At 50.1% G+C, this 19,702-nt stretch carries 22 protein-coding genes and 1 pseudogene; 18 read left to right on the top strand and 5 right to left on the bottom strand.

The features are described 5' to 3' along the window. Nucleotides 1-54: 54 nt before the first annotated feature. On the bottom strand, nucleotides 55-384 hold the full coding sequence (locus PT964_RS14555) for a winged helix-turn-helix transcriptional regulator (RefSeq protein ID WP_274364089.1): 330 nt from the start codon (nucleotides 382-384) through the stop codon (nucleotides 55-57). A 219-nt stretch (nucleotides 385-603) separates the two neighbouring features. Between PT964_RS14555 and PT964_RS14550 the strand changes: the two genes are divergently transcribed. The 3 genes from PT964_RS14550 to PT964_RS14540 all read left to right on the top strand — a co-directional run bounded on the left by PT964_RS14550 (nucleotide 604) and on the right by PT964_RS14540 (nucleotide 2,551). Continuing rightward, the gene (locus PT964_RS14550; protein ID WP_274364088.1) at nucleotides 604-1,371 is read left to right on the top strand and encodes a class I SAM-dependent methyltransferase; all 768 of its coding nucleotides are present in this window, start codon (nucleotides 604-606) and stop codon (nucleotides 1,369-1,371) included. A gap of 151 nt (nucleotides 1,372-1,522) precedes the next feature. Continuing rightward, the gene (locus PT964_RS14545) at nucleotides 1,523-2,143 is read left to right on the top strand and encodes a carbon-nitrogen hydrolase family protein (protein ID WP_274364087.1); all 621 of its coding nucleotides are present in this window, start codon (nucleotides 1,523-1,525) and stop codon (nucleotides 2,141-2,143) included. 30 nt (nucleotides 2,144-2,173) lie between these two features. Continuing rightward, nucleotides 2,174-2,551, top strand: coding sequence for an NUDIX domain-containing protein (locus PT964_RS14540; RefSeq protein WP_274364086.1), 378 nt, complete (start codon nucleotides 2,174-2,176; stop codon nucleotides 2,549-2,551). A 55-nt stretch (nucleotides 2,552-2,606) separates the two neighbouring features. Here the strand turns inward: PT964_RS14540 and PT964_RS14535 are convergent, their stop codons facing one another. After that, nucleotides 2,607-3,638: a DUF5667 domain-containing protein gene (locus PT964_RS14535; RefSeq protein ID WP_274364085.1), complete on the bottom strand. Its 1,032-nt coding sequence runs from the start codon at nucleotides 3,636-3,638 to the stop codon at nucleotides 2,607-2,609. A gap of 322 nt (nucleotides 3,639-3,960) precedes the next feature. After that, a complete protein-coding gene (locus PT964_RS14525; protein WP_274364083.1) occupies nucleotides 3,961-4,392 on the bottom strand; it encodes a MarR family winged helix-turn-helix transcriptional regulator in 432 nt (143 codons plus the stop codon). Nucleotides 4,393-4,585: 193 nt separating this feature from the next. Between PT964_RS14525 and PT964_RS14520 the strand changes: the two genes are divergently transcribed. The 15 genes and pseudogenes from PT964_RS14520 to thpD all read left to right on the top strand — a co-directional run bounded on the left by PT964_RS14520 (nucleotide 4,586) and on the right by thpD (nucleotide 17,792). After that, nucleotides 4,586-6,106 carry an MFS transporter gene (locus tag PT964_RS14520; protein WP_274364082.1) on the top strand — a complete coding sequence of 507 codons (1,521 nt, stop codon included), beginning with the start codon at nucleotides 4,586-4,588 and terminating at the stop codon, nucleotides 6,104-6,106. Nucleotides 6,107-6,140: 34 nt separating this feature from the next. Next, nucleotides 6,141-6,611: a hypothetical protein gene (locus PT964_RS14515; protein ID WP_274364081.1), complete on the top strand. Its 471-nt coding sequence runs from the start codon at nucleotides 6,141-6,143 to the stop codon at nucleotides 6,609-6,611. Further along, the gene (locus PT964_RS14510; RefSeq protein ID WP_274364080.1) at nucleotides 6,611-8,461 is read left to right on the top strand and encodes an alpha/beta fold hydrolase; all 1,851 of its coding nucleotides are present in this window, start codon (nucleotides 6,611-6,613) and stop codon (nucleotides 8,459-8,461) included. The genes PT964_RS14515 and PT964_RS14510 overlap by 1 nt, the downstream gene beginning before the upstream one ends. Nucleotides 8,462-8,501: 40 nt before the next feature. Beyond that, nucleotides 8,502-9,386 (top strand): alpha/beta hydrolase, encoded by an 885-nt coding sequence (locus PT964_RS14505; protein ID WP_274364079.1) that lies wholly within the window; start codon nucleotides 8,502-8,504, stop codon nucleotides 9,384-9,386. A gap of 166 nt (nucleotides 9,387-9,552) precedes the next feature. Then, nucleotides 9,553-9,738 (top strand): hypothetical protein, encoded by a 186-nt coding sequence (locus PT964_RS14500; protein WP_274364078.1) that lies wholly within the window; start codon nucleotides 9,553-9,555, stop codon nucleotides 9,736-9,738. Nucleotides 9,739-9,796: 58 nt separating this feature from the next. Next, nucleotides 9,797-10,300, top strand: a pseudogene (locus tag PT964_RS14495) (MFS transporter); the annotation flags it as partial. 102 nt (nucleotides 10,301-10,402) lie between these two features. Next, nucleotides 10,403-11,281: an SMP-30/gluconolactonase/LRE family protein gene (locus PT964_RS14490; RefSeq protein WP_274364077.1), complete on the top strand. Its 879-nt coding sequence runs from the start codon at nucleotides 10,403-10,405 to the stop codon at nucleotides 11,279-11,281. A 301-nt stretch (nucleotides 11,282-11,582) separates the two neighbouring features. Next, nucleotides 11,583-12,491: an ectoine/hydroxyectoine ABC transporter substrate-binding protein EhuB gene (gene ehuB, locus PT964_RS14485; RefSeq protein WP_274364076.1), complete on the top strand. Its 909-nt coding sequence runs from the start codon at nucleotides 11,583-11,585 to the stop codon at nucleotides 12,489-12,491. Between the two features lie 31 nt (nucleotides 12,492-12,522). Next, nucleotides 12,523-13,173 carry an ectoine/hydroxyectoine ABC transporter permease subunit EhuC gene (gene ehuC, locus PT964_RS14480; protein WP_274364075.1) on the top strand — a complete coding sequence of 217 codons (651 nt, stop codon included), beginning with the start codon at nucleotides 12,523-12,525 and terminating at the stop codon, nucleotides 13,171-13,173. 6 nt (nucleotides 13,174-13,179) lie between these two features. Further along, nucleotides 13,180-13,839: an ectoine/hydroxyectoine ABC transporter permease subunit EhuD gene (gene ehuD / locus PT964_RS14475; protein ID WP_274364074.1), complete on the top strand. Its 660-nt coding sequence runs from the start codon at nucleotides 13,180-13,182 to the stop codon at nucleotides 13,837-13,839. Nucleotides 13,840-13,844: 5 nt separating this feature from the next. Next, the gene (gene ehuA / locus PT964_RS14470) at nucleotides 13,845-14,675 is read left to right on the top strand and encodes an ectoine/hydroxyectoine ABC transporter ATP-binding protein EhuA (RefSeq protein ID WP_274364073.1); all 831 of its coding nucleotides are present in this window, start codon (nucleotides 13,845-13,847) and stop codon (nucleotides 14,673-14,675) included. Continuing rightward, the gene (gene ectA, locus PT964_RS14465; RefSeq protein WP_274364140.1) at nucleotides 14,675-15,172 is read left to right on the top strand and encodes a diaminobutyrate acetyltransferase; all 498 of its coding nucleotides are present in this window, start codon (nucleotides 14,675-14,677) and stop codon (nucleotides 15,170-15,172) included. Before ehuA ends, ectA begins: the two co-directional genes overlap by 1 nt. A 27-nt stretch (nucleotides 15,173-15,199) precedes the next feature. Then, nucleotides 15,200-16,504 (top strand): diaminobutyrate--2-oxoglutarate transaminase, encoded by a 1,305-nt coding sequence (gene ectB, locus PT964_RS14460; RefSeq protein WP_274364072.1) that lies wholly within the window; start codon nucleotides 15,200-15,202, stop codon nucleotides 16,502-16,504. After that, nucleotides 16,501-16,884 carry an ectoine synthase gene (locus PT964_RS14455; protein WP_274364071.1) on the top strand — a complete coding sequence of 128 codons (384 nt, stop codon included), beginning with the start codon at nucleotides 16,501-16,503 and terminating at the stop codon, nucleotides 16,882-16,884. Before ectB ends, PT964_RS14455 begins: the two co-directional genes overlap by 4 nt. A gap of 26 nt (nucleotides 16,885-16,910) precedes the next feature. Beyond that, a complete protein-coding gene (gene thpD / locus PT964_RS14450) occupies nucleotides 16,911-17,792 on the top strand; it encodes an ectoine hydroxylase (RefSeq protein WP_274364070.1) in 882 nt (293 codons plus the stop codon). Nucleotides 17,793-18,094: 302 nt separating this feature from the next. Here the strand turns inward: thpD and PT964_RS14445 are convergent, their stop codons facing one another. Both PT964_RS14445 and PT964_RS14440 read right to left on the bottom strand, forming a co-directional pair. Continuing rightward, nucleotides 18,095-18,892, bottom strand: coding sequence for an ABC transporter permease (locus tag PT964_RS14445; protein WP_274364069.1), 798 nt, complete (start codon nucleotides 18,890-18,892; stop codon nucleotides 18,095-18,097). 12 nt (nucleotides 18,893-18,904) lie between these two features. Further along, a complete protein-coding gene (locus PT964_RS14440; protein WP_274364068.1) occupies nucleotides 18,905-19,702 on the bottom strand; it encodes an ABC transporter permease in 798 nt (265 codons plus the stop codon).

Here is a 19,702-nt window from a genome sequence, read left to right as displayed (position 1 = left end):
AGAAAAAGCCGTGCTTCCACATGCATCGGCTTTTTTGTATTTGACAAAAAACTTCTATGCCCAATGTTTTCCCCAAACTTTCATTTCATGAATAATTGTGTGTATGGAGTTACCTTTTTCGGTGAGAGTATATTCGACGGTTGGCGGAATCGTTGAATAGGCCGTACGGATTATAATACCGTTCTTCTCTAAATGGCGGAGTGTATCGGTCAAAGCTTTCGGACTGATCCCATGAATACAACTCTTCAGTTCTCCGAATCTTTTTGTACCACAAAATAGTTCGCGAAGGACTAAGAAGGACCATTTTCCGCCAATGATATTTAAGGCTTTTTCGATAGTACATTCCATACTTTCGGGGGATGTATTCGTGCTTGAAATACCCATTCAATTCACTCCTTAGTTTATGTTTGAAATTTAAGTGCAAATAGTTTGTAAAGTATAAAAAAGTTACTTGTAAAAATATTATTTTATGTAAGAGTCTGTTGTCAAAATAATAAGTTTCTCACAAATATCTAATAACTATAAAGACGATAGGTTTTATATATTTAAAATATAAAGCGGTTTGTGCGACAATTGATTTACCAACTACTGGGGGATGATGTCGTGAATTCAATTCATGTTTGGCAAACCGATCTCTACGATAAGAAACTGGATTATGTGTCTGAACTCGGTAAAGGTGTAGTCGAACTTTTGAACCCTAAGATCGGAGAGAAAATTTTAGATTTGGGTTGTGGTACAGGGGATTTAGCGAATGAGATTTCGAAGACAGGTGCAACAGTCGTCGGTATGGATTTATCCACTCAGATGATTAATTCCGCTAAGGAAAAATATCCTGAGATTAACTTTTTCGTAGGCGACGCCGAGAGTTTCAAACTTGATGAACAAATAGACGCCGTATTCTCAAACGCTGCCTTGCATTGGATGAAAAAGCCTGAACGGGTAATTAAGTGTATATGGGATGCCTTAAAAACAGGCGGAAGGTTTGTTGCTGAATTTGGTGGTCAAGGGAACGTAGAGAACGTAATTAGGGCAACCAGCCAAGTGCTTGGTAAAGAGTATGGAATCGACGCTTCAACGCTAAATCCTTGGTACTTCCCCAGCATCGCTCAGTACAGCACACTGTTAGAGCAACAAGGTTTTCGGGTTACGTATGCCGTTCATTTCGAAAGACCGACAAAGATGCCAAACGGTGAAGAGGGGTTACATTTATGGTTAACGGGATTTGCCGACGATTTCTTTAAAGGATTTTCTGCTGAAGAAAAAAATAACGTAATTCATAAAATTGAAGAGGAAACTCGTAGTGAATTATTCAAAGATGGCGCCTGGTATATAGACTACAAACGGCTGAGGATTATGGCCATTAAATTGTAATTCATTTAACGGAGAACAATAGCGAAGCGATGGAGTCGATCCATCGCTTTTGGCGTTTATTAGAAATCCGCTGAAATTTCGGGCGAAAAAACAGGAAATATATTCCTCCCTGTCGAAAGTAAAATGGGTTCAATAATGCCGGGGGGTTCGTATGAAATTTCTCATCATCCAACCAAAACTTGAAAAGAATATTGAACAACTTGAACGCGAGCTTAAAAATCATCCTTCCGCTGACGCTGTAATCTTTCCGGAAGGTTATTTGAATGAAAATGTGGAAAAAGCTTGTACTTTAGCAAGGAAATATAACAAGGTATTAATCGGAGGACACAGAAAGTTCAGCGAAAGCCCTAAGGATAGAGCCATTATTATTAACGACTTAGGCGAAATCGTATTGGACAGGGTTAAGTATGGCCGGACAACTTTTGCATCTGTAAAGGGATTGAGGATAGGACACATTCTTTGTGATGAATTGGTTGAACAAGGTGTGAAGAGTGAAGATGCCGACCATATAGACTTGATTGTGCATCCAATCGGCGTCGGAATGTTGAGTGAAGAGCAATTCGAGGAATGGATCAATGAAGCGAGCAAGGTAGCAATCAATTATAGAACAATGATCGTCGGTACGAGTCACGCAGACGGATCGTTCAGGGGCAGTGATGTATCGATACCAATCGCATACTGCATTGACCAAGATGGAAATGCGGTGTTCATCTCAAAAAATGATGTAAGAACAAGGCTGCTGGACTTTCAAAGCAAAAGCGTCTCAATATAAGTAATCGTAGTGGGGGGGGGGGGAGTATTAATGATTGCCACCAATAAAGATGGCTATGAGTTATTAGAATTCATTACTTTGCATGAAGATGAACTAATATGTTACGAATGGGAAGTACCTGCTGGGGTAAAAGAAGAAGGCGAAACCTCTAAAGAATGCGCCATGCGGGAGCTTTTTGAGGAAACAGCGCAGATTGTTCATGATATGGATTTTAAAGGCTTACTTAAGGTTAGGAAGCCGAATGGAGCGATAAAATATAATCCAGTATACTTTGCTGTCTTGGATTACATAGCCCCCTTCATAGAAAATGACGAAACCGATAAGATTTTATTTTGGAATTTATCTGACGATATCGGCTACGTTGATGAAGTTGATAGAGCTGTTTTGATATGGAGTAAGTCTTTCTAATAAAAAAGCGACCCCGTTTGTATGATACGGAGCCGCCCCGAAATTGCGTTTTCAATTATTTATTGTGGCCGTTTTTGCGACCGTTGTTGTGCTTTTCGGACTTTTCAGGTTTTCCGTGCTGTTTTTCCGCTTTTTCTTTTTTCTTTTCAAGCTTCTTTTCAAGCTTAATGGATTTGGTTTCCGGCTCGACTTCTGTGTTTGCCACGATTTGCGTCTTTGCTGATTGACCCGCAGCCATTATGACCGCAGCAGCCGCAGCAGCCGCTTCGGTCTGCACATCGGTTTGCACATCGGTTTGTTCGTCAGCTTCTACGGACAGTTGTTGCAATGGATCGTCGATCTCGACCTCTTCAACAGCCGCAAACTTCGCCGACTTCGTTACCATTTTTCCGAAGCTTTTTTCGATATTTTTGGCAAGCGCCGCTTTAGCCGTAGGATTTTTTACTTTATTCATCGCCAATATTAAGGATGCAATGTTTTGCTTAAGCTTACCGGAGAATTGCTCCCTCACTTTCGAATCGGCATCCTCATCCTCATGCTCGTCCTCGTCCTTGTCTTCGTCTTCGTCAACGTATGCATCATGATCCGCATCTTCGTCTGCATCCAAGTCCTCGTCTGCGTCTTCTTCGTCCGCTACATCGTCTGATGACGCGGCGGGCAAGTAAGCGTCAAGCGCATCTTCATTGCTCGTCAGCGTTTCCGTTTGATTTGCCTGTTGCAGAGCCTTCTGTTGGTTCTCAAGCGCTTTTTGCAGCGTTTCGGCGGCAAGATCGGATTTGCCTTCGGCGATGAGCGCATTCGCTTCCAAAATTCTTTCTTGAGCGTGCTCGGCTAGGAGCAGTGCCTTATCCACATCGTTAAAGGTCAAAGCTAGTTGAATATTTTCTACGACCGTCTTAATAAAGTAAAAGAAATTTCCGGGAATGAGCGCAGGCGTTTTCTGCTCGATTTGTGAGTCCGTACCGGCTGCTGCCGTCGCTTCGATCGTTTGGTTCGTGTTTTCGCTATCGTCCGCCAATACCGGAGCTGCGCCTGCCGCCGTAATCAATAATCCCGACAAAAACGCGCTAACAACCATTTTTTTCATACCACTTGTCCCTTCTATTGTGATATTTGTCCAGCAAAGCTTCGCGTATTACTATGATTCGTAGCCGCCGGACCCTTTAAGGGGGTATAAGATTCGTATGGTTTAGAATTGTTTACGGCATGGAGTCGGAACAATGGGTGGAGTCATATTGGGAGGAAGCCGAAGGGCGAAAGCGCATGTATTATCGGATCACGGATCGCTGTGATTTAGGCTGCCCATCTTTCGGGTCGGCCGGCTACTTTCGAAGTCGATATCACCGGAGTCACAACGACGAGGTGAAAGAAGCGGATGGCGCCTGACGCGGCGTTTTCCGCTTCTTTTTTTACCTGGCCATGTTAAAGTTTTTAATGGCGGTTAATAAAATCCCGATGCCGGATTCCACCTGCTGTTGTTGACCCTCCGGAATTTGCTCCAGTATTTGGGCCAATAGCCGGCTCATCTTGTTCCTGACCTCCTCAAGAACCTCCAAACCGTGACCGGAAAGCCGGATTAACACTTCTCTTCGGTTTTCGGGATTTGTTTGTCTGTCGATTAAATTCGCTCTCACCAGCGGATCCAGCGTTCTCGTTAAAGTGGAAGGGTCGACACCGAGAATACCCGCTAAATCCCCGTGTCTGAATGTCTTTGAACCGATTTCCATCAAAATATGGACTTGTTTCGGAGTAAGTCCCTCAATAAAAGATTTGTCCGATCCGAGCAGACCGGACATTTTAATGATTTCGTTGGCCAATTCGGCAAATGCGGCAGGATTCACGATGATCGCCTCTTTTCAGGAAACTACCCGTAGTATAAACAAAACAAATGTATGATTGCAATAATTGTATTGCGATGAGTATTGACAAAGGGAAAATATCGATTATATTTGTATTAATACAATGGTTTGGTTATTACAACAAATGTCTGGTTGCCAATGTTGTAATGGATAACAATAATAGGAGGAAACCACAATGAAGGCTGGTAACAAAATTATGGTGCTAATTGCACTGCTTATCGGTGTGTTTTTAGAAAATCTGGACCACACCGTCATGGCTACGGCCATTCCGTCGGTTGTTGCCGATCTGGGAGGAATGGACATTTTTCCTTGGGTATTTTCGGTTTATTTGCTTACTTCCACCATCTTTATCCCGGTGTTCGGCAAACTGGCGGACCAATACGGGAAAAAGCCGTTTCTCATCATCGGATTTTTGACGTTTATTGCAGCGTCCGCGCTTTCCGCCAATGCGGAAACGATGGGGCAGCTGATCGCTTGCCGGGCGTTGCAAGGCCTCGGCGCCGCACCGTTAATGCCGATTGCGTTCAGCTTGATCTTCGATCTGGTCAAACCGGAGCAGCAGGGGAAGATGCAGGCGGCGTTCGCGGCGGTGAACGGCTTATCGCTCTTGCTCGGGCCGATCATTGGGGCGCTCGTAACGGAGCATTGGTCATGGCACTGGATTTTTTGGATGAACGTGCCTCTCGGAATTGCGGCTTTGATTCTTGTAATGGTGTTTTATGCGGAGACGAAGGAGAGAAGGAAAGGGTCCGTCGATTACGCAGGAGCCGTTCTTCTCGCTTTCGCGATCGCTCCGCTTATGCTCGGTTTAGTGATGGGCGGCAAAAATTTCGCCTGGGGATCTTGGCAAATCGTAGGCTTGTTCGCTTTAAGCATTATCTTTTCCTATCTGTTTGTGCGAATGGAAAGAAAGGCAACGGAGCCGATCATCGATTTTCAGCTTTTTAATCGAAAAGTGGTTTCCTCCACCGGAATCGGATTTTTTCAAGGCTTGATCATGATTGCGGTCATGACCTATATTCCGTTCTACATCCAAGGGGTTCTAGGGGGTTCGGTGACGAATGTCGGAATGATCGTAACCCATATGATCGCGGCGATGATTGTCGGCACCGCGGCCGGCGGTCATTTGCTGGAAAAGTTTCCCGCGCGGACTATGCTTATCGGCTCCGTAATCTTGATCGGAATAGGCAGCTACATGCTGACTCAAATTGATGCTCAAACGCCGGATATGTATTTCTTTATCACGATGGCGGTCATTGGGTTAGGGATGGGCCCTCTATTTCCGACGACTACGCTCCTTGCGCAAACATCGGTAAAGCACGAGCAGACGACGAGCGTCACGTCCATTCTTAGCTTTTTCCGCAACATCGGGATGGCGATCGGGAGCAATTTGCTGGCAGTGATCGTGAATTACAAATTAACGAAATCCGCAGGCATCATAATCGAGCAATCCGGCGATCTTTCGCCCGAGCAAACAAGTCTGCTTACCGACCCGAATCTGCTGATGGATTCCGCCCTCAAGCCTTTGGTTTCGGAGCAAGCGCTGCAAATTTTGCAAGATTCCCTGGGCGCGGGAATTATTCAAGTGTTTGCCGTGACGGTTGGCGCCGCATTCGTCATGCTGGCATTTAGCTTTCTGGCCGGGAAAGAGCGATTGGTTTCTTCGGCATCGGGCAAAAAGTTAGGCTTCCATTAAGATTGACTCGCACTTCAGGAAAAGAGGAGAACGAATGAACATTCAGTTGCTGCAATGGGGACTTGTTTCTTTTTTGATTGGTTTGCTCGTATCGCTTCCGGTAGCGGCAGTTCACTACGGATACGGACCGGCGGCGAAATGGACCAAAGTATTTATTAATTACCGCAAATTGTTGTCGGCTCATCTGGACTTTTTTACGCAAGCTTTCGCCGCAGGGTTCGCTTACTTGCTGGGAGCGGCTATGAATATCGAGTTCCCGGCCTATGTGCTCATTCCTCTGATTTACGGAATGATCTGCAACCCTTCCATTCTTTTATTTGAAGCTACCGCTCTACGAAAGTCGAAAATAACGAAGCTTCTTAGAGCTACCAGTCCGATTTCGCTGTATTTCGCCTGGTTTTATATCGCATACCTTGTTTTGCCCTTGTATATGGTTGTGATGTCCTCCGTGCTTGTCGCAGCGGGAGCGCTCCTCATATTTACTTCGGGAAGGAAGGCTGTTTAATGGCGCGTGTTTTTCTTATCGGTTCAACCGGGTACGTTGGGAAGGAAATTTTACGATCGCTTGTTAGGCAGAATCATGAGGTGTTGGCTCTCGTTCGGCCCGGCAAGGAAGGGAGCTTGAACCGTCTTTCTTCGATCGGGCTGCCGGTAGGCACGCCTGTCAAAGCGCTGACGGGCGACTTAACGGAACCGAGCTTAGGGCTGTCCCCTGAAGATCGACGAGAAGCGTTGAAGGCAGAAATTATCATTCATGCAGGCGGTCCTATGCGGCTTGACCTCAGTGAGGAGGAAGCAAACGAGCACATTCTCAGAGCTGTGGATCATGTGCTGGAGCTTGCTGAGGAGATTCATGAGCGTGGCGGGCTAGCCCGATTTGTCCATCTTGTCGGATTCATGAGTCCTTTCCATGATGGGTCTGATCTTATATCGGATGAGCAAGCCTTGAGCGAATTTCTGCCTAAGGCGTCACCTTACGAACGGGCGAAATGCTTAGCCGACCTGCGTGTTCGCCAGGCTGCCCTCCGGTCCGGTTTCGCGCTTACGGTCATCCATCCGGCAACGGTGATCGGCAGCGGCAAAACGGGCGAAACGGAACAAACGGGAGGATTCGGCCTTATCGTTGACGCGGTGAGGCGCGGCCTCATGGGTGTAACGCCAGGCGGAGCGGGTCACTGGCTCCCTCTCGTTACGGTTGACGATGTGGCAAGAACCGCCGTCAAGGCGGCAACCTGTGTGGACGCCGCGAATCGCACCTATTACTCCTTGGACCGCAACGGCCCGGATATGGTTCGCTTGCTCCGAATGGTCGCGGATGAACTGCGCATGCCGCGCCCCAAGTTCTCAATGCCGCTCCCAATGATGCGGTCGGTCATGGAGCATGGGGGAGGCAGGCTTACTGGAATTCTGCCCCAATCACTTGACTTCGTTACGGAGAAGCGTTTCCCGGATGCGGTTGCGTTCACCGAAACGGCGGAAATTCTTCCAGCCGTGATTGCGGATCTCGACTATAGATTGTCCCGAAGGAACATCGCAATCTCGAACTCGAGCGTGAACGTGAATGGGAATCGCCGGTTTGAGCGCATTCGTCTTGGTCGAATGGCCGGTCTGCTGCGTACGGGGAGAGGGAATCCATGGGTTATTGCGCACGGCCTATTCAGCAATGCGGACGAAATGGTTCCGCTCGCTGAAGCGCTCGGCGGCGATGACCCGGTGTATGTGCTCGATTTGCCGGGATTCGGCAGGTCTCCCTTACCGAGATCGGGTGAAGATTATGAAGCCGGGCAGATTGAAGCAGTGATAATGGCTTTGAAGGCTATTCCAGGAAAGGTCCGCCTTGTCGGCCACTCCTACGGAGCTCTATTAGCGGCACGAGCGGCAACCATATGCCCTGACAAAGTACTGGAACTGCAATTGATGCAGCCGCCGCTTCAACGTCCGAGATTGCCTAGGCCGCTATCGGTCATAGGCCGATATCCTGCGCTAACCCGCAAGCTTCTTCGTCTCGGAGTAACGGAGTTATCGCTAAAACAAGGTTTTAATGATTCGGCCGGGATGCCCGGCGGCTATGCGGGACGAGTGTTGGCCGATATGACGTCGCCCCGTGTCCGGTACGCGACGGCCGAAAGCTATAAAGTGCTTTCGGGCGGCTACTCGGGAATTCTTCTTGAAGGAATTAAAGTACCGATTCACTTGATCTGGGGGGTAAAGGACGAGTCGTTCCCCGTCAATTGGAGCAGGCAGGCGGTTCAAACTCACACTCACGTGCGGCTTACGACGTTTGAATTCGGGCACCAGTTTCCGATTTCCCACCCGGCGGAGGCGGCGGCCGCTCTTCGGCAGTTTAGCGGTTGAACCGGTTATAATCATTAATAAGAGATGGGCGGTAGACAAAATGGATGCACTCGCGATAGTTTTCTCGGTTCTTTTTATTGTAGTTTTGGCCGTTTGTATTGCGCTTTGGCTGCTTACCGTTAAAAGCCAATCCCCGAAAAAAACAGAGGGGAGCGCGGTGCCGGCATTCCCTTATGATAAAATTTCTTTCACCAGCAGCGGGTCGCAAATTGCGGGATGGTTTATTTCTAACCGAGACAATGAGAATCTTGAAAAAAAACCGGTCGTCATACTCGCTCATGGCTGGGCGTCAAGCAAATCGAGAATGCTTAGGTATGCAGAGACTTTATACAAGGAAGGATACGCTTTATTGCTGTATGACGCGCGAAGTCACGGCGAGAGCGAGTCAATTAAAGCTCCAACCGTGAAGTCCTTTCGGGACGATTTGTTGGCGGCCGTTCGATTCGCCATGCAAAGGGAAGAAGCGGACCCGGATCGGGTCGCCGTTCTCGCCCACTCTTTCGGCGGCTTCGGCGGTGTATTGGCATTGAAAGAAACGGACCGTATCAAAGCGCTGGTTACGGACTCCATGCCTGCCCAATTCGATACGATCATGAAGGCTTATTTGTCCAGATCCTCTCTAAAGCATTTGCCTTTAGCTTATTTTTTGTTACGGATCGGGTTTTGGAGAGCTGGAATCAGCCGTAAAGAGGTGAAACGATTTGATCCGGTTTCGATCTTGAAACAGACTTCGATCCCGGTTCTATTGCTGCATTCGAAGAAGGATGATTATGTACCTGTTACGGAACTGGATTATTTAGTGTCGCAGCTGCCTGGTGTCAGCCATCAATATTTGCATACGTCGGGACATAGAAATTCGCACAAAGACCCCGATTTTTGGAATTCAGTCCTTCCGTTCCTAAGACGGCATCTGCAACAAAAATAAATTCCGCACAAGCGCAAGGAATTGCGTCAAAGCCGCAAAATGTTGCGGATGTTCGTCGAATCTTTGCGCTTTTTCCCGTTTCCATCTGCTGTACGATGTGTCTAACGGCAACAGAGGCGCGGCACGATGTAAATTCATTCATAGAACCGGATGGAGGAAACGAGTGATGGAATTAGCGATTTATGTTTTAATCGGAGTAGCTCTTGTTTGGATGCTGTACGGAAGAAAGGGACTGGCAGAGCCGATTCGGCATGCTGAGGATGTGGGGAACAACCCGATTATGATTAACCGGTTTACTTGTATTGTAGTTGGTGAATTCAAAGCGATCGGAGGTAAGACAAGTCATCAGTGAAGGAGCATTAGATGTCGATTCCTTGGCGGATAAGAAGCTTTAACTTTTTCTACTTTTCTCTTTTTTCTCTCTTTTTATCGTATTTGCCGGTGTACGGAAGCAACGTCTGGGGGGAGACACGCGGCTTACGGGGTTGGCTTGGTTCGTAATGACGCTTGCGGAGACGGTATTTTTTGCGCTCAGCGCCAAGTTGATAAAGCCGGGCCGGGAAGTACGGTTTATGACGGCAGCTGCGGCGGTTTATGTCGTCCGCTTCTTGCTTTGCTCTATGGCGTTCCATCCGTACATGCTGGTTGCGCTTCAAGTATTTCAAGGCTTTACGTTTGTCATTTTCTATGTCGGCGGCATTCAATATCTTTATTCGATCGTCCCCGAGCAGTGGAAAGCAACGGGGCAAACGCTGTACTCCGTCATGTTTTTCGGCATCTCCGGCGTAGTCGGTTCTACATTAGGCGGCCGGCTCCTCGACGTGTACGGGGGGACGGCTTTGTACCAGGTTATGGCGTTATTTTCGGGGATCGGGTTCATGCTTTTGTTATTGCTGCGTCCAGTTAGGAAATAGATTGTTTTGAACGGATAATCCAGTCCTCCCGGAAGGTGTGAGACAAGCCTTGTAGAAATATATGTAAATGTATATGGCACCATAATGGGAGGGGAATTAGACATGACGGTTGAACTTGTTTTGGATGCGAAATCGATTCTCGGCGAAGGGCCGTCTTGGAATGCGGAGAATAAAGTTTTGTATTGGGTGGACATTTTGGCGGGGAAAATTCATCGGTTCGATCCTGCACGCGGCGTCGACGATGAGTACGAGATCGGACAGTATGTCGGCGCGGTCGTTCCGGATACGGAGGGATGTTTGGTGCTGGCGGCTCGGCACGGCTTTTATCGGTTTAACCCGGAAACGTCGGAGCTGCAAGCCTTGGAAGATCCGGAAGCCGAGCTGCCCGGAAACCGGTTTAACGACGGCAAGTGCGACGTGAAAGGCCGATTCTGGGCGGGCACCATGTCCATGAGCGACGAACCGGGAGTCGGCGCGTTATATTGTCTTGACACGAGCCTGCGGGTTGAGCGGATCGTTGCCGGCGTTACTTGCTCCAACGGAATTACGTGGAGCCCGGATCATACTAGCATGTACTATATCGATTCGCCGACCAAGCGTGTCGTACAGTATGATTTCGACCCGGAAACGGGGAAAATAAGCGGCGGCCGGACTGCCGTCGTCATTCCGGAAGGGGAAGGGCTGCCGGACGGCATGACCACTGACAATGAGGGCATGCTGTGGGTCGCTCAATGGGACGGATGGTGCGTATCCCGTTGGAATCCGGCGACGGGAGAAAGGCTTTGCAAGGTGGAGGTGCCCGCGGCAAGAGTTACCTCTTGCGTATTCGGGGGAGAGAACCTCGACGAGCTGTACATAACGACCGCGAGGACCGGGATCCCCGATGCGGAGCTTCTCAACCAGCCGCTTGCCGGCGGTGTGTTTCGGCATAAACCGGGGGTTGCGGGAATGCCGAGCTTTCCGTTTCGGGCGAAGAAATAGTTTCCTTGGAAATAGCCGCGATTTATGCGGCTATTTTTTTTTGGAGCCGGTCGCCGGTTAGGGATCCGAGCGGATATGGGAGGAGACGGAAGCAATAAGGAGCATTTCCCATATAATTCCCACTCAGTCCGGCTGTGCGGGGGTCAGGGGGTCTGAGGCTGGGATATGCTGGGTGAGCGAACGGGAAAAGTATGTTACCATAAATAAGTCATAAGGTTTTGTTATAAGTCCAAATCAACATTTACGCGGATTACTTCCATAAGCTGGACTTATATCAAAAAATGTTGAAAGGAGTCGAAGCATGAAAGGGAAAAAGTGGATCGTTGTTTTACTCAGTATTGCGGCGGTATTGGTACTGTCCGCGTGCGGCCAGACAGCATCAAACGATGTGTCGCAAGGTGCGTCCGATTCGAAGGGGGGCGGCGAAGAGACGACATTAGAAAAAGCGAAGCGGACCGGGAAAGTTGTCATTGGCTTTGCGAATGAAAATCCTTATGCGTTTCAAACCGAAGACGGCGAACTGACAGGAGAAGCGGTGGAGGTAGCCCGCGCCGTCTTTAAGGAAATGGGCATCGAGCAGATGGAAGGCAAGCTCGTCGATTTCGGATCCTTAATCCCGGGGCTGAAAGCGAAGCAGTTCGATACGATCACGGCGGGGATGTTTATCAATCCGGAACGGGGGAAGGAAGTTTTGTTCGCCAATCCGGAGTATCGCGTCGGCGAAGCGCTTGGAGTTCAGCCGGGAAATCCGAAAAACCTGCACAGCTACGAGGATATCGCCGCCGACGCAAGCATTACCGTTGCCGTTATGGTAGGCGCCATTGAAATCGACTATATGAAGCAGCTCGGCGTAAAGGACGATCAAATCAAAATTTACAACGACCAAACGCAAGTCATCAGCGCTCTCGGCTCTAAACGGGTGGATGCGGTAACGATGACCGGGCCGTCTCTGCAGGCGTTTATCAATTCCGGACAAACCGACAAAATCGAGCGCGTAGCGGATTTCAAACAACCGGTCATTGACGGCAAAGAGGTTTGGGGTTACGGCGCAACCGCGTTCCGGCTGGAGGATGCGGATTTCCAGCAAGCATTCAATGAAGGGCTGCAAAAGCTCAAGGATGAAGGAAAGCTGCTTGACATTATTTCTCCCTTCGGCTTTACCGAGACGGAGCTCCCAGGAGATGTAACGGCTGCGGAATTGATTCAGTAGGCAAATCACGAGGAAAGGAGTTGGATAAGGAATGCCTGCTCCTTTGGATCTGCTTCCGTTATTGCTGAAGGGGGCGGTGGTTACCGTTCAAATGCTGCTCGCATCGGCGGCGCTGGCCGCCGGCATTGCATTCGTTGCAGGGCTGGGCAGAATGGCCAAATGGTCTTGGCTCCGGTGGGCCACCAACGTTTATGTTGAAATATTCCGGGGCACCTCTTTACTGGTCCAAATGTTCTGGTTTCTCTACGCGTTTCCGATCCTTCTCGATGTGCAAATCATGCCTCCTTTTCTGGCGGGCATGCTTGCCATCGGGCTGAATTACGGCGCGTACGGCTCCGAAATTGTGCGAAGCTCCATCCTAGCGGTGCCGAAGGGGCAGACGGAGGCGTCGGTAGCGCTCAATTTCTCGCCGTTTCAACGATTGCGGCTTATCATTTTGCCTCAAGCTTTTCGGATGATGCTTCCGTCCTTCGGGAATTTGCTGATCGAGCTGCTGAAATCGACATCGCTTGTTTCGCTCATTACGCTTGCGGATATAACGTTCCAAGCGAACGTATTGAACAACACGACTTACCGTACTGTGGAGATATTCAGCCTGCTGCTGGTCATGTATTTCGTCATTTCTTATCCGCTGCTGCTGCTGGTCCGTTGGTACGAACGAAAAGCGGCGGTCGGGAGGTAAACGGAGATGGCGGAAAAATGGAAATGGGATGTCGTCGCAGAGGTTTTTCCCCTTCTGCTCGAAGGGGCCAAGACAACGGTGGCGGCTACGGCGGTCGGATTTTTCGTGGCGCTATTTGTAGGATTATTGTTTGCTCTGCTGAGAAGGTCAAAGCTGGTGTGGATCACTAAGCCGACCGGGTTCGTGATTGATTTTATCCGATGTACGCCCTTGCTTGTGCAAGCCTTCTTCATTTATTACGTATTGCCGGAGTGGGGGATTACGCTCGGAACGTTCGCAGCCGGAATAACGGCGCTCGGCATACATTACAGCACTTATTTGTCGGAAGTGTACAGGGCGGGCATCGAAAACATTCCGAAGGGACAATGGGAGGCGGCGCGCGCGTTGAACTTCTCGAAAGCTCAAACGTGGACGCGGATCGTGTTGCCCCAGGCCGTCCCGCCGGTCATCCCGGTGCTCGGCAATTACCTCATTACGATGTTTAAGGAAACTCCGTTTTTAATCGCGATCGCGCTGCCTGAAATGCTCCTTCAGGCGAAGCTGTACGGATCGTCTCACTTTCGCTATATCGAAGCGGTCACGATGGTCGGGGTAATCTTCTTAGCGTTAAGCCTCCCGTCGGCCATGCTCATTCATACATTGGAAAGAAAATTGAACCGGAGGTGAGTTCCATGAGCTCTATGATCTCTATGAGTTCGCAGCCGGAACAGGAACGAATCATAATGGCGGAGCCTATCGTAAAATATCGGAATATTCACAAAAGTTTCGGGGACTTGCAGGTACTGAAGGGGATCGACCTCGATATTTTTCCCGGAGAGAAGGTTGCGGTCATCGGGCCGAGCGGCTCCGGCAAGACGACGATTGCGCGGTTGCTCATGACGCTGGAAGAGCCGACGGACGGCACGATTGAAGTGGATGGAGAACAGCTGTGGCATGAAATGAAGCGCGGCAAGCCGGTCCGGGCGGGCGAAAGGCATCTTCACCGGGTGAGGGGCAAAATCGGAATGGTGTTTCAGCATTTCAACCTGTTTCCTCACATGACGATACTGCGCAACTGTATGGAAGCCCCGGTACGGGTGCTCGGATTATCGAAGCACGAAGCGCGGGAACGCTCGATCGAGATGCTGGGTAAGGTCGGGCTGGCCGATAAAGTGGACGCTTATCCGGCCCAGCTGTCCGGCGGCCAGAAGCAGAGGGTGGCGATTGCAAGAGCACTGGTCATGCGGCCGAAAATCATGCTGTTCGACGAGCCGACCTCAGCGCTGGATCCGGAGCTGGTAGGCGAAGTATTGGGAGTCATTCGCGATATCGCTAAGGAAGGGGACATGGCCATGCTGCTCATTACGCATGAAATGGCGTTTGCCCGCGATATCGCGGACCGGGTCGTATTTTTCGACGAAGGTAACATCGTCGAGCAAGGCCCTCCGAAGCTGTTGTTCGACAATCCCCAAAGCGAGCGGCTGCAAACTTTCCTATCCAGGTTCCGGGGGACCGAGCTGTGATGGCGGACGAAAAGCCGGCGCTTACGATCAGGAAGCCTAATAAGACGGACGGAGGACGAATTTGGGAAATCGTCCGTAATTCCGAGAAGCTTGACGTCAATTCGCCTTACAGTTACTTGTTGCTGGGCAAATATTTCCACGACACTTGCGCCGTCGCCGAATTCGACGGAGAGCCGGTCGGTTTTGTAACCGGGTTTCGCCATCCGGCAAGGAAGGATACTTGGTTCGTGTGGCAAATCGCGGTGGAGGAGCAAGCGAGAGGGCGCGGGGTGGGTCGGGCGCTGCTCGAACATGTCCTGAATCGGCCGGAGCATGCCGACATCCGATATATCGAAACGACGATTTCGCCTTCTAACGCGGCGTCGCAGCAGCTATTCCTCCGCTTGGCGCGGGAGCGGAAAGCGGTCTGCGAGATTACGGAATGCTTTACGTCACAGCTGTTTCCGGAAGGCGCGCACGAGGATGAGATGCTGTTTCAAATCGGCCCGATGAGATAAGAAAAATCGATAGAGGAGGAAACGAGCATGAGTTTACAATCGACGGCGGTTGCCGAATCTTATTTATCCGTTTTTGACCGGATGGAATCCGAGGTTCGAAGCTACTGCAGAAGCTTTCCTACCCTATTCACCAAAGCTAGCGGTTACAAAATGCTGGACGTTAACGGCAAAGAGTATATCGACTTTTTTGCCGGCGCCGGTACGTTAAATTACGGTCATAACAACCCTGAATTGAAAGAGAAGCTGATCCGATATATTGCGGAGGACGGTATCACCCATAGTTTGGATATGGCGACGGAGGCGAAGAGCCGGCTGCTCGAAGCGTTCGAGAAGGTAATCCTGAAGCCGAGGAAGCTTACTTATAAGGTAATGTTTCCGGGGCCGACGGGCACGAATTCGGTCGAGAGCGCGTTGAAGCTCGCGAGGAAGGTAACCGGCAGACAAACCGTCCTAAGCTTCACGAACGGGTTCCACGGTATGACGCTGGGAGCTTTGGCGGTAACCGGGAACGGGTTTAAGCGAAGCGGTGCGGGCGTTCCGCTTAACCATACGATTACGATGCCGTTTGACAACTATTTCGGGCTGGAGGCGGATACGGCCGATTATATCGAGCGAATGATCGAAGACGGCGGCAGCGGCGTCGAAGCTCCGGCAGCCGTCATCGTGGAGACGGTTCAAGGCGAAGGAGGCTTAAACACCGCTTCGTTCCAGTGGCTTCGGAAAATTGAAGCGATCTGCCGAAAGTTCGGCATGCTGCTTATCGTCGACGATGTTCAGGTCGGGTGCGGCAGAACAGGCCCTTTCTTCAGCTTCGAGCCTGCGGGAATTCATCCGGATATTGTGTGCCTGTCCAAATCGATCGGCGGCTACGGCTTGCCGCTGGCGCTGACGCTGATTAAGCCCGAATATGACCGGTGGGCGCCGGGAGAGCATAACGGCACGTTTCGAGGCAACAACTTGGCTTTTGTTACGGCTGCGGCCGCTTTGGAATATTGGAAGGACGGTTCGTTCGAGAAGGGGACGCTTCGCAAAGCAGATGTGATCACGCACTTCTTATTTCACTTATTAACGAAATACCCTGGGCTGCAAGGAGAGCTTCGGGGGAGGGGATTGATTCAAGGGATCGCCTGCGGTCCGGAGGGGCTCGCATCGGATATATGCCGGGAAGCGTTTAAGCGGGGCCTCATTATGGAAACGTCGGGTCCGAGCGACGAGGTGTTTAAGCTGCTTCCGCCGCTGATCATCGACGAAACCGGGCTGAATCAAGGCTTTGAACGAATCGATGCGGCTGTAGAGGCCGCATTGGCAAATCGAAGGGAGAGAAAATCATGATCGTAAGAAATCTGGAGACAATTCAAGGCACCGATCGCGATGTGAAGGCGGAAACATGGGAAAGCCGCCGGCTCATTCTGAAGGACGACGAAGTCGGATTTTCCCTCCACGATACGGTAATGTACGCGGGTACGGTGACGGATATGTGGTACAAACATCACATTGAAGCAGTGTACTGCATTGAAGGCGAAGGCGTGCTGACGGACTTAAAAACAGGCGAGCGGCACTTCATTACGCCGGGGACGATGTATTTGCTGAACGAGCATGACCGGCACCGCATGGAAGTCAAACGCGATCTCCGGGTGGTGTGTGTATTTAATCCGCCTTGCACCGGACAAGAAACGCATGATCGAGAGGGCGTTTATCCGTTGTTAACATAATGCTTCTAGGAAGGAGATCGATAGTTATGACGCTTAACGAAACGATGATTGATGCTTACCCGTCCAGAGTAGCCGATCAACCGCACATATCGGATCGTCTGGATCCGGTCGTGTATCCGAATGATTACAGCGGTCCGCTTTCGAAAGAACATATAGCAGCTTATGACCGGAACGGGTACTTGTTTATGGAACGCTTTTTTACCCCGCTTGAGGTTGAAACGCTTCAATTGGAGATGGGCAGGTTGCTGGAAGCCGGCAGAGGCGAGCGAAGAGCGGAGGTCATTCTAGAGCCGGAAGGCGACGAGGTGCGGTCCATATTTGCGGTGCATCGGGACAACGAGGTGTTTCGATCCTTGTCCTTGCATCCGAAGCTGCAAGCGGCGGTGAAGCAAATATTAGGAAGCGAAGTGTACGTACACCAGTCCCGCATTAACTTTAAACCGGGTTTCCAGGGCAAGGAGTTTCAATGGCACTCCGATTTCGAGACGTGGCACGTCGAAGACGGCATGCCGCGGATGAGAGCGCTTAGCTGCTCCATTGCACTGAGCGATAATTACCCGTTTAACGGCCCCTTGATGGTAATTCCGGGCTCCCATCGGCATTATGTAGCCTGTGTCGGGAGGACGCCCGAGAAAAACTACGAAACGTCACTGCGGCGGCAGCAATTCGGCGTGCCCGACCAAGAGAGCTTGACGTGGCTCGTCAATCGCGGCGGCATTGAGCAGCCTGCCGGGAAGGCGGGGTCGATCGTGTTTTTCGACTGCAACATTATGCACGGCTCGAACAGCAACATTACGCCGTTTCCCCGCAGCAACGTATTTATCGTATTTAACAGTGTCGAGAACCGGTTGAACGCGCCGTTTTCCGGATTGCAGCCCCGGCCGGAGCATATCGCTGCGAGGGAGTAACCATCGAAAAAGCGTATAGCGCCTATTTGTGGCGTTATACGCTTTTTTACATTAATTTCCGGGTGTTTCAGCTCCCTTATCACCTTAACTCCGGATGCTTCGCGGAAATGTCAGTCATATTGACAAATTAGTCAGCGTAAAGAGACAAAATAGTCAATTTGATTGACTAGTGGAAGCGGTTGTCGCTGAGATTGACAAATTAGTCAGCCGACACGGATTAATTTGTCAATCTCGCTGACAAACCTCTGCACAACCTTGACCGCCTGCCCCCCTGCCTGCTCAAATTGTCGCCGAACCAAACGTTAATTACCAGAGCTTTCGTATCGGCGGATGCCTGTTCGAAAAATCCATAAAGCAGCCGCCGCAGTATATATGGCTACAAGGGGAGACAGCAGTCCCCATACGGCCCAATCCGCTTTGCCTATAATATACGACGCCGGAAAAAAGCTGATGAACGCATACGGAACGATCACGGTGACCAGCGCCTGCACCCCGAGATTGTAGATCGTAATCGGGTACTTGGCAAAATCGGATAACGTATGGACCATATGAGGAAATGAGGTGTTGCTGCTCCCGGTCCAAAATACTTGGCAGCATGCGGCGAAAATAACGCTCACCCGTATGACCATGCCCGAAAAAATCAAGACCGCCGCAATCACTATTTTGGATAAAGTCCATTCGGTTTGTATATGCTGCAGCGCTTGGAAAATAATTATACCGCCTAATACTAAGTTTCCGACCCCGCCAATGCCGAATTCGGTCGTTAATACTTGTAGAGCGGCCGGCATCGGCCTTACCAAATACCGATCCAATCCGCCTCTGTTGACTAACGTGCCCAAGTGCCACATTCCGTTAAAGAACAAGGAGGAAAAGCCCTCGGTAAAAAAGATCGTCGCATAAATGAAGGCAACCTCCCAAAAGCTCCAGCCGTTGATTTCCGGGATGCGCTGATAGACGACCCATAAAAACACAAAGCCCAGCAGCTGCGTAAGCAACGCCGCGACTAAAGTAATTAGAAAATCGGCCTGATATTCGAGTATCGACTTCAAATGCTGACTCATCAGGCGGAAATATACGTATACGAGTCTTACCGGTCTCATAGAAACATCCCCCTATCCGCCGTGAATCGTCACTTGCCGGACCGCCCATTTCCACATCGGTATGCCCAGCGTCCAAAGTGCAATTACCCAAAACAGTTGAAGCGCCAAGCTTTGGAGCAATTGTGCCTCGGTTACTTTACCGAGGTATATGGAAGCAGGGATATGCACGATCCCTTGAAAAGGCAGCCCATAAGCGATTGTCTGCAGCCAGTTCGGAAAGAAGGGGATCGGAACGAGCGCTCCGGAGAAAAAATTAGTGAGCGCCGCTCTCGTCCAAGCGATTCCGATGCCGTTCGAGCTCCAGAAGCAGGTCAGGCTCGCCAAGTAGATGATTCCGAATTTGATGAGCAGGGACGCACCCAGACTGATGAGAAATAAAATGCCGGAACCGGCGGAGGGCGGCAGCATGAAGCCTTGCGTGAAAAACAGAATGACTGCGATCATGACGGCCGCGATTCCGCCTTCCAAGAGGCTGGAGCCTACCGTTTCCGCTATGCGCGCTTTCTGGAAATCGACCGGCTTTAATAAGTCCATGACTACGTCTCCGCTTACAATTTTTCTGGAGATTTTCGTTTCCGAATACCATGAGATCAGAGAATTGGTCAGAAATGTTATCAATAAGTAGACTTTCATCTGCTCCCAAGTAAAGCCCGACAACTGCTCCCGGCCGGAAAAAATCGCCTTCCATAAGTAAAGCATCGAGAAGATGAAAATAAAGCTCCCGAGCAGGCTGATAAAGTACGTGGAGCGGTAGGCAAGCGTGTGCTGCATCGTATTTTTGGCAATGGATACGTACTTCTTCTTGATCAC

It is taken from the genome of Paenibacillus thermotolerans (assembly GCF_028745515.1).
In the GTDB taxonomy this organism is placed as follows: domain Bacteria; phylum Bacillota; class Bacilli; order Paenibacillales; family YIM-B00363; genus Paenibacillus_AE; species Paenibacillus_AE thermotolerans.
This window is presented reverse-complemented; position numbering and strand designations above follow the sequence as displayed.

Excerpts from the sequence above, each read along its gene's own strand:
- PT964_RS14555 (WP_274364089.1), bottom strand. The coding sequence starts at position 384 with ATGGGTATTTCAAGCACGAATACATCCCCCGAAAGTATGGAATGTACT.
- PT964_RS14545 (WP_274364087.1), top strand. The coding sequence starts at position 1,523 with ATGAAATTTCTCATCATCCAACCAAAACTTGAAAAGAATATTGAACAA.
- PT964_RS14540 (WP_274364086.1), top strand. The coding sequence starts at position 2,174 with ATGATTGCCACCAATAAAGATGGCTATGAGTTATTAGAATTCATTACT.
- PT964_RS14535 (WP_274364085.1), bottom strand. The coding sequence starts at position 3,638 with ATGAAAAAAATGGTTGTTAGCGCGTTTTTGTCGGGATTATTGATTACG.
- PT964_RS14520 (WP_274364082.1), top strand. The coding sequence starts at position 4,586 with ATGAAGGCTGGTAACAAAATTATGGTGCTAATTGCACTGCTTATCGGT.
- PT964_RS14515 (WP_274364081.1), top strand. The coding sequence starts at position 6,141 with ATGAACATTCAGTTGCTGCAATGGGGACTTGTTTCTTTTTTGATTGGT.
- PT964_RS14510 (WP_274364080.1), top strand. The coding sequence starts at position 6,611 with ATGGCGCGTGTTTTTCTTATCGGTTCAACCGGGTACGTTGGGAAGGAA.
- PT964_RS14505 (WP_274364079.1), top strand. The coding sequence starts at position 8,502 with ATGGATGCACTCGCGATAGTTTTCTCGGTTCTTTTTATTGTAGTTTTG.
- PT964_RS14500 (WP_274364078.1), top strand. The coding sequence starts at position 9,553 with ATGGAATTAGCGATTTATGTTTTAATCGGAGTAGCTCTTGTTTGGATG.
- PT964_RS14490 (WP_274364077.1), top strand. The coding sequence starts at position 10,403 with ATGACGGTTGAACTTGTTTTGGATGCGAAATCGATTCTCGGCGAAGGG.
- ehuB (WP_274364076.1), top strand. The coding sequence starts at position 11,583 with ATGAAAGGGAAAAAGTGGATCGTTGTTTTACTCAGTATTGCGGCGGTA.
- ehuC (WP_274364075.1), top strand. The coding sequence starts at position 12,523 with ATGCCTGCTCCTTTGGATCTGCTTCCGTTATTGCTGAAGGGGGCGGTG.
- ehuD (WP_274364074.1), top strand. The coding sequence starts at position 13,180 with ATGGCGGAAAAATGGAAATGGGATGTCGTCGCAGAGGTTTTTCCCCTT.
- ehuA (WP_274364073.1), top strand. The coding sequence starts at position 13,845 with ATGAGCTCTATGATCTCTATGAGTTCGCAGCCGGAACAGGAACGAATC.
- ectA (WP_274364140.1), top strand. The coding sequence starts at position 14,675 with ATGGCGGACGAAAAGCCGGCGCTTACGATCAGGAAGCCTAATAAGACG.
- ectB (WP_274364072.1), top strand. The coding sequence starts at position 15,200 with ATGAGTTTACAATCGACGGCGGTTGCCGAATCTTATTTATCCGTTTTT.
- PT964_RS14455 (WP_274364071.1), top strand. The coding sequence starts at position 16,501 with ATGATCGTAAGAAATCTGGAGACAATTCAAGGCACCGATCGCGATGTG.
- thpD (WP_274364070.1), top strand. The coding sequence starts at position 16,911 with ATGACGCTTAACGAAACGATGATTGATGCTTACCCGTCCAGAGTAGCC.
- PT964_RS14445 (WP_274364069.1), bottom strand. The coding sequence starts at position 18,892 with ATGAGACCGGTAAGACTCGTATACGTATATTTCCGCCTGATGAGTCAG.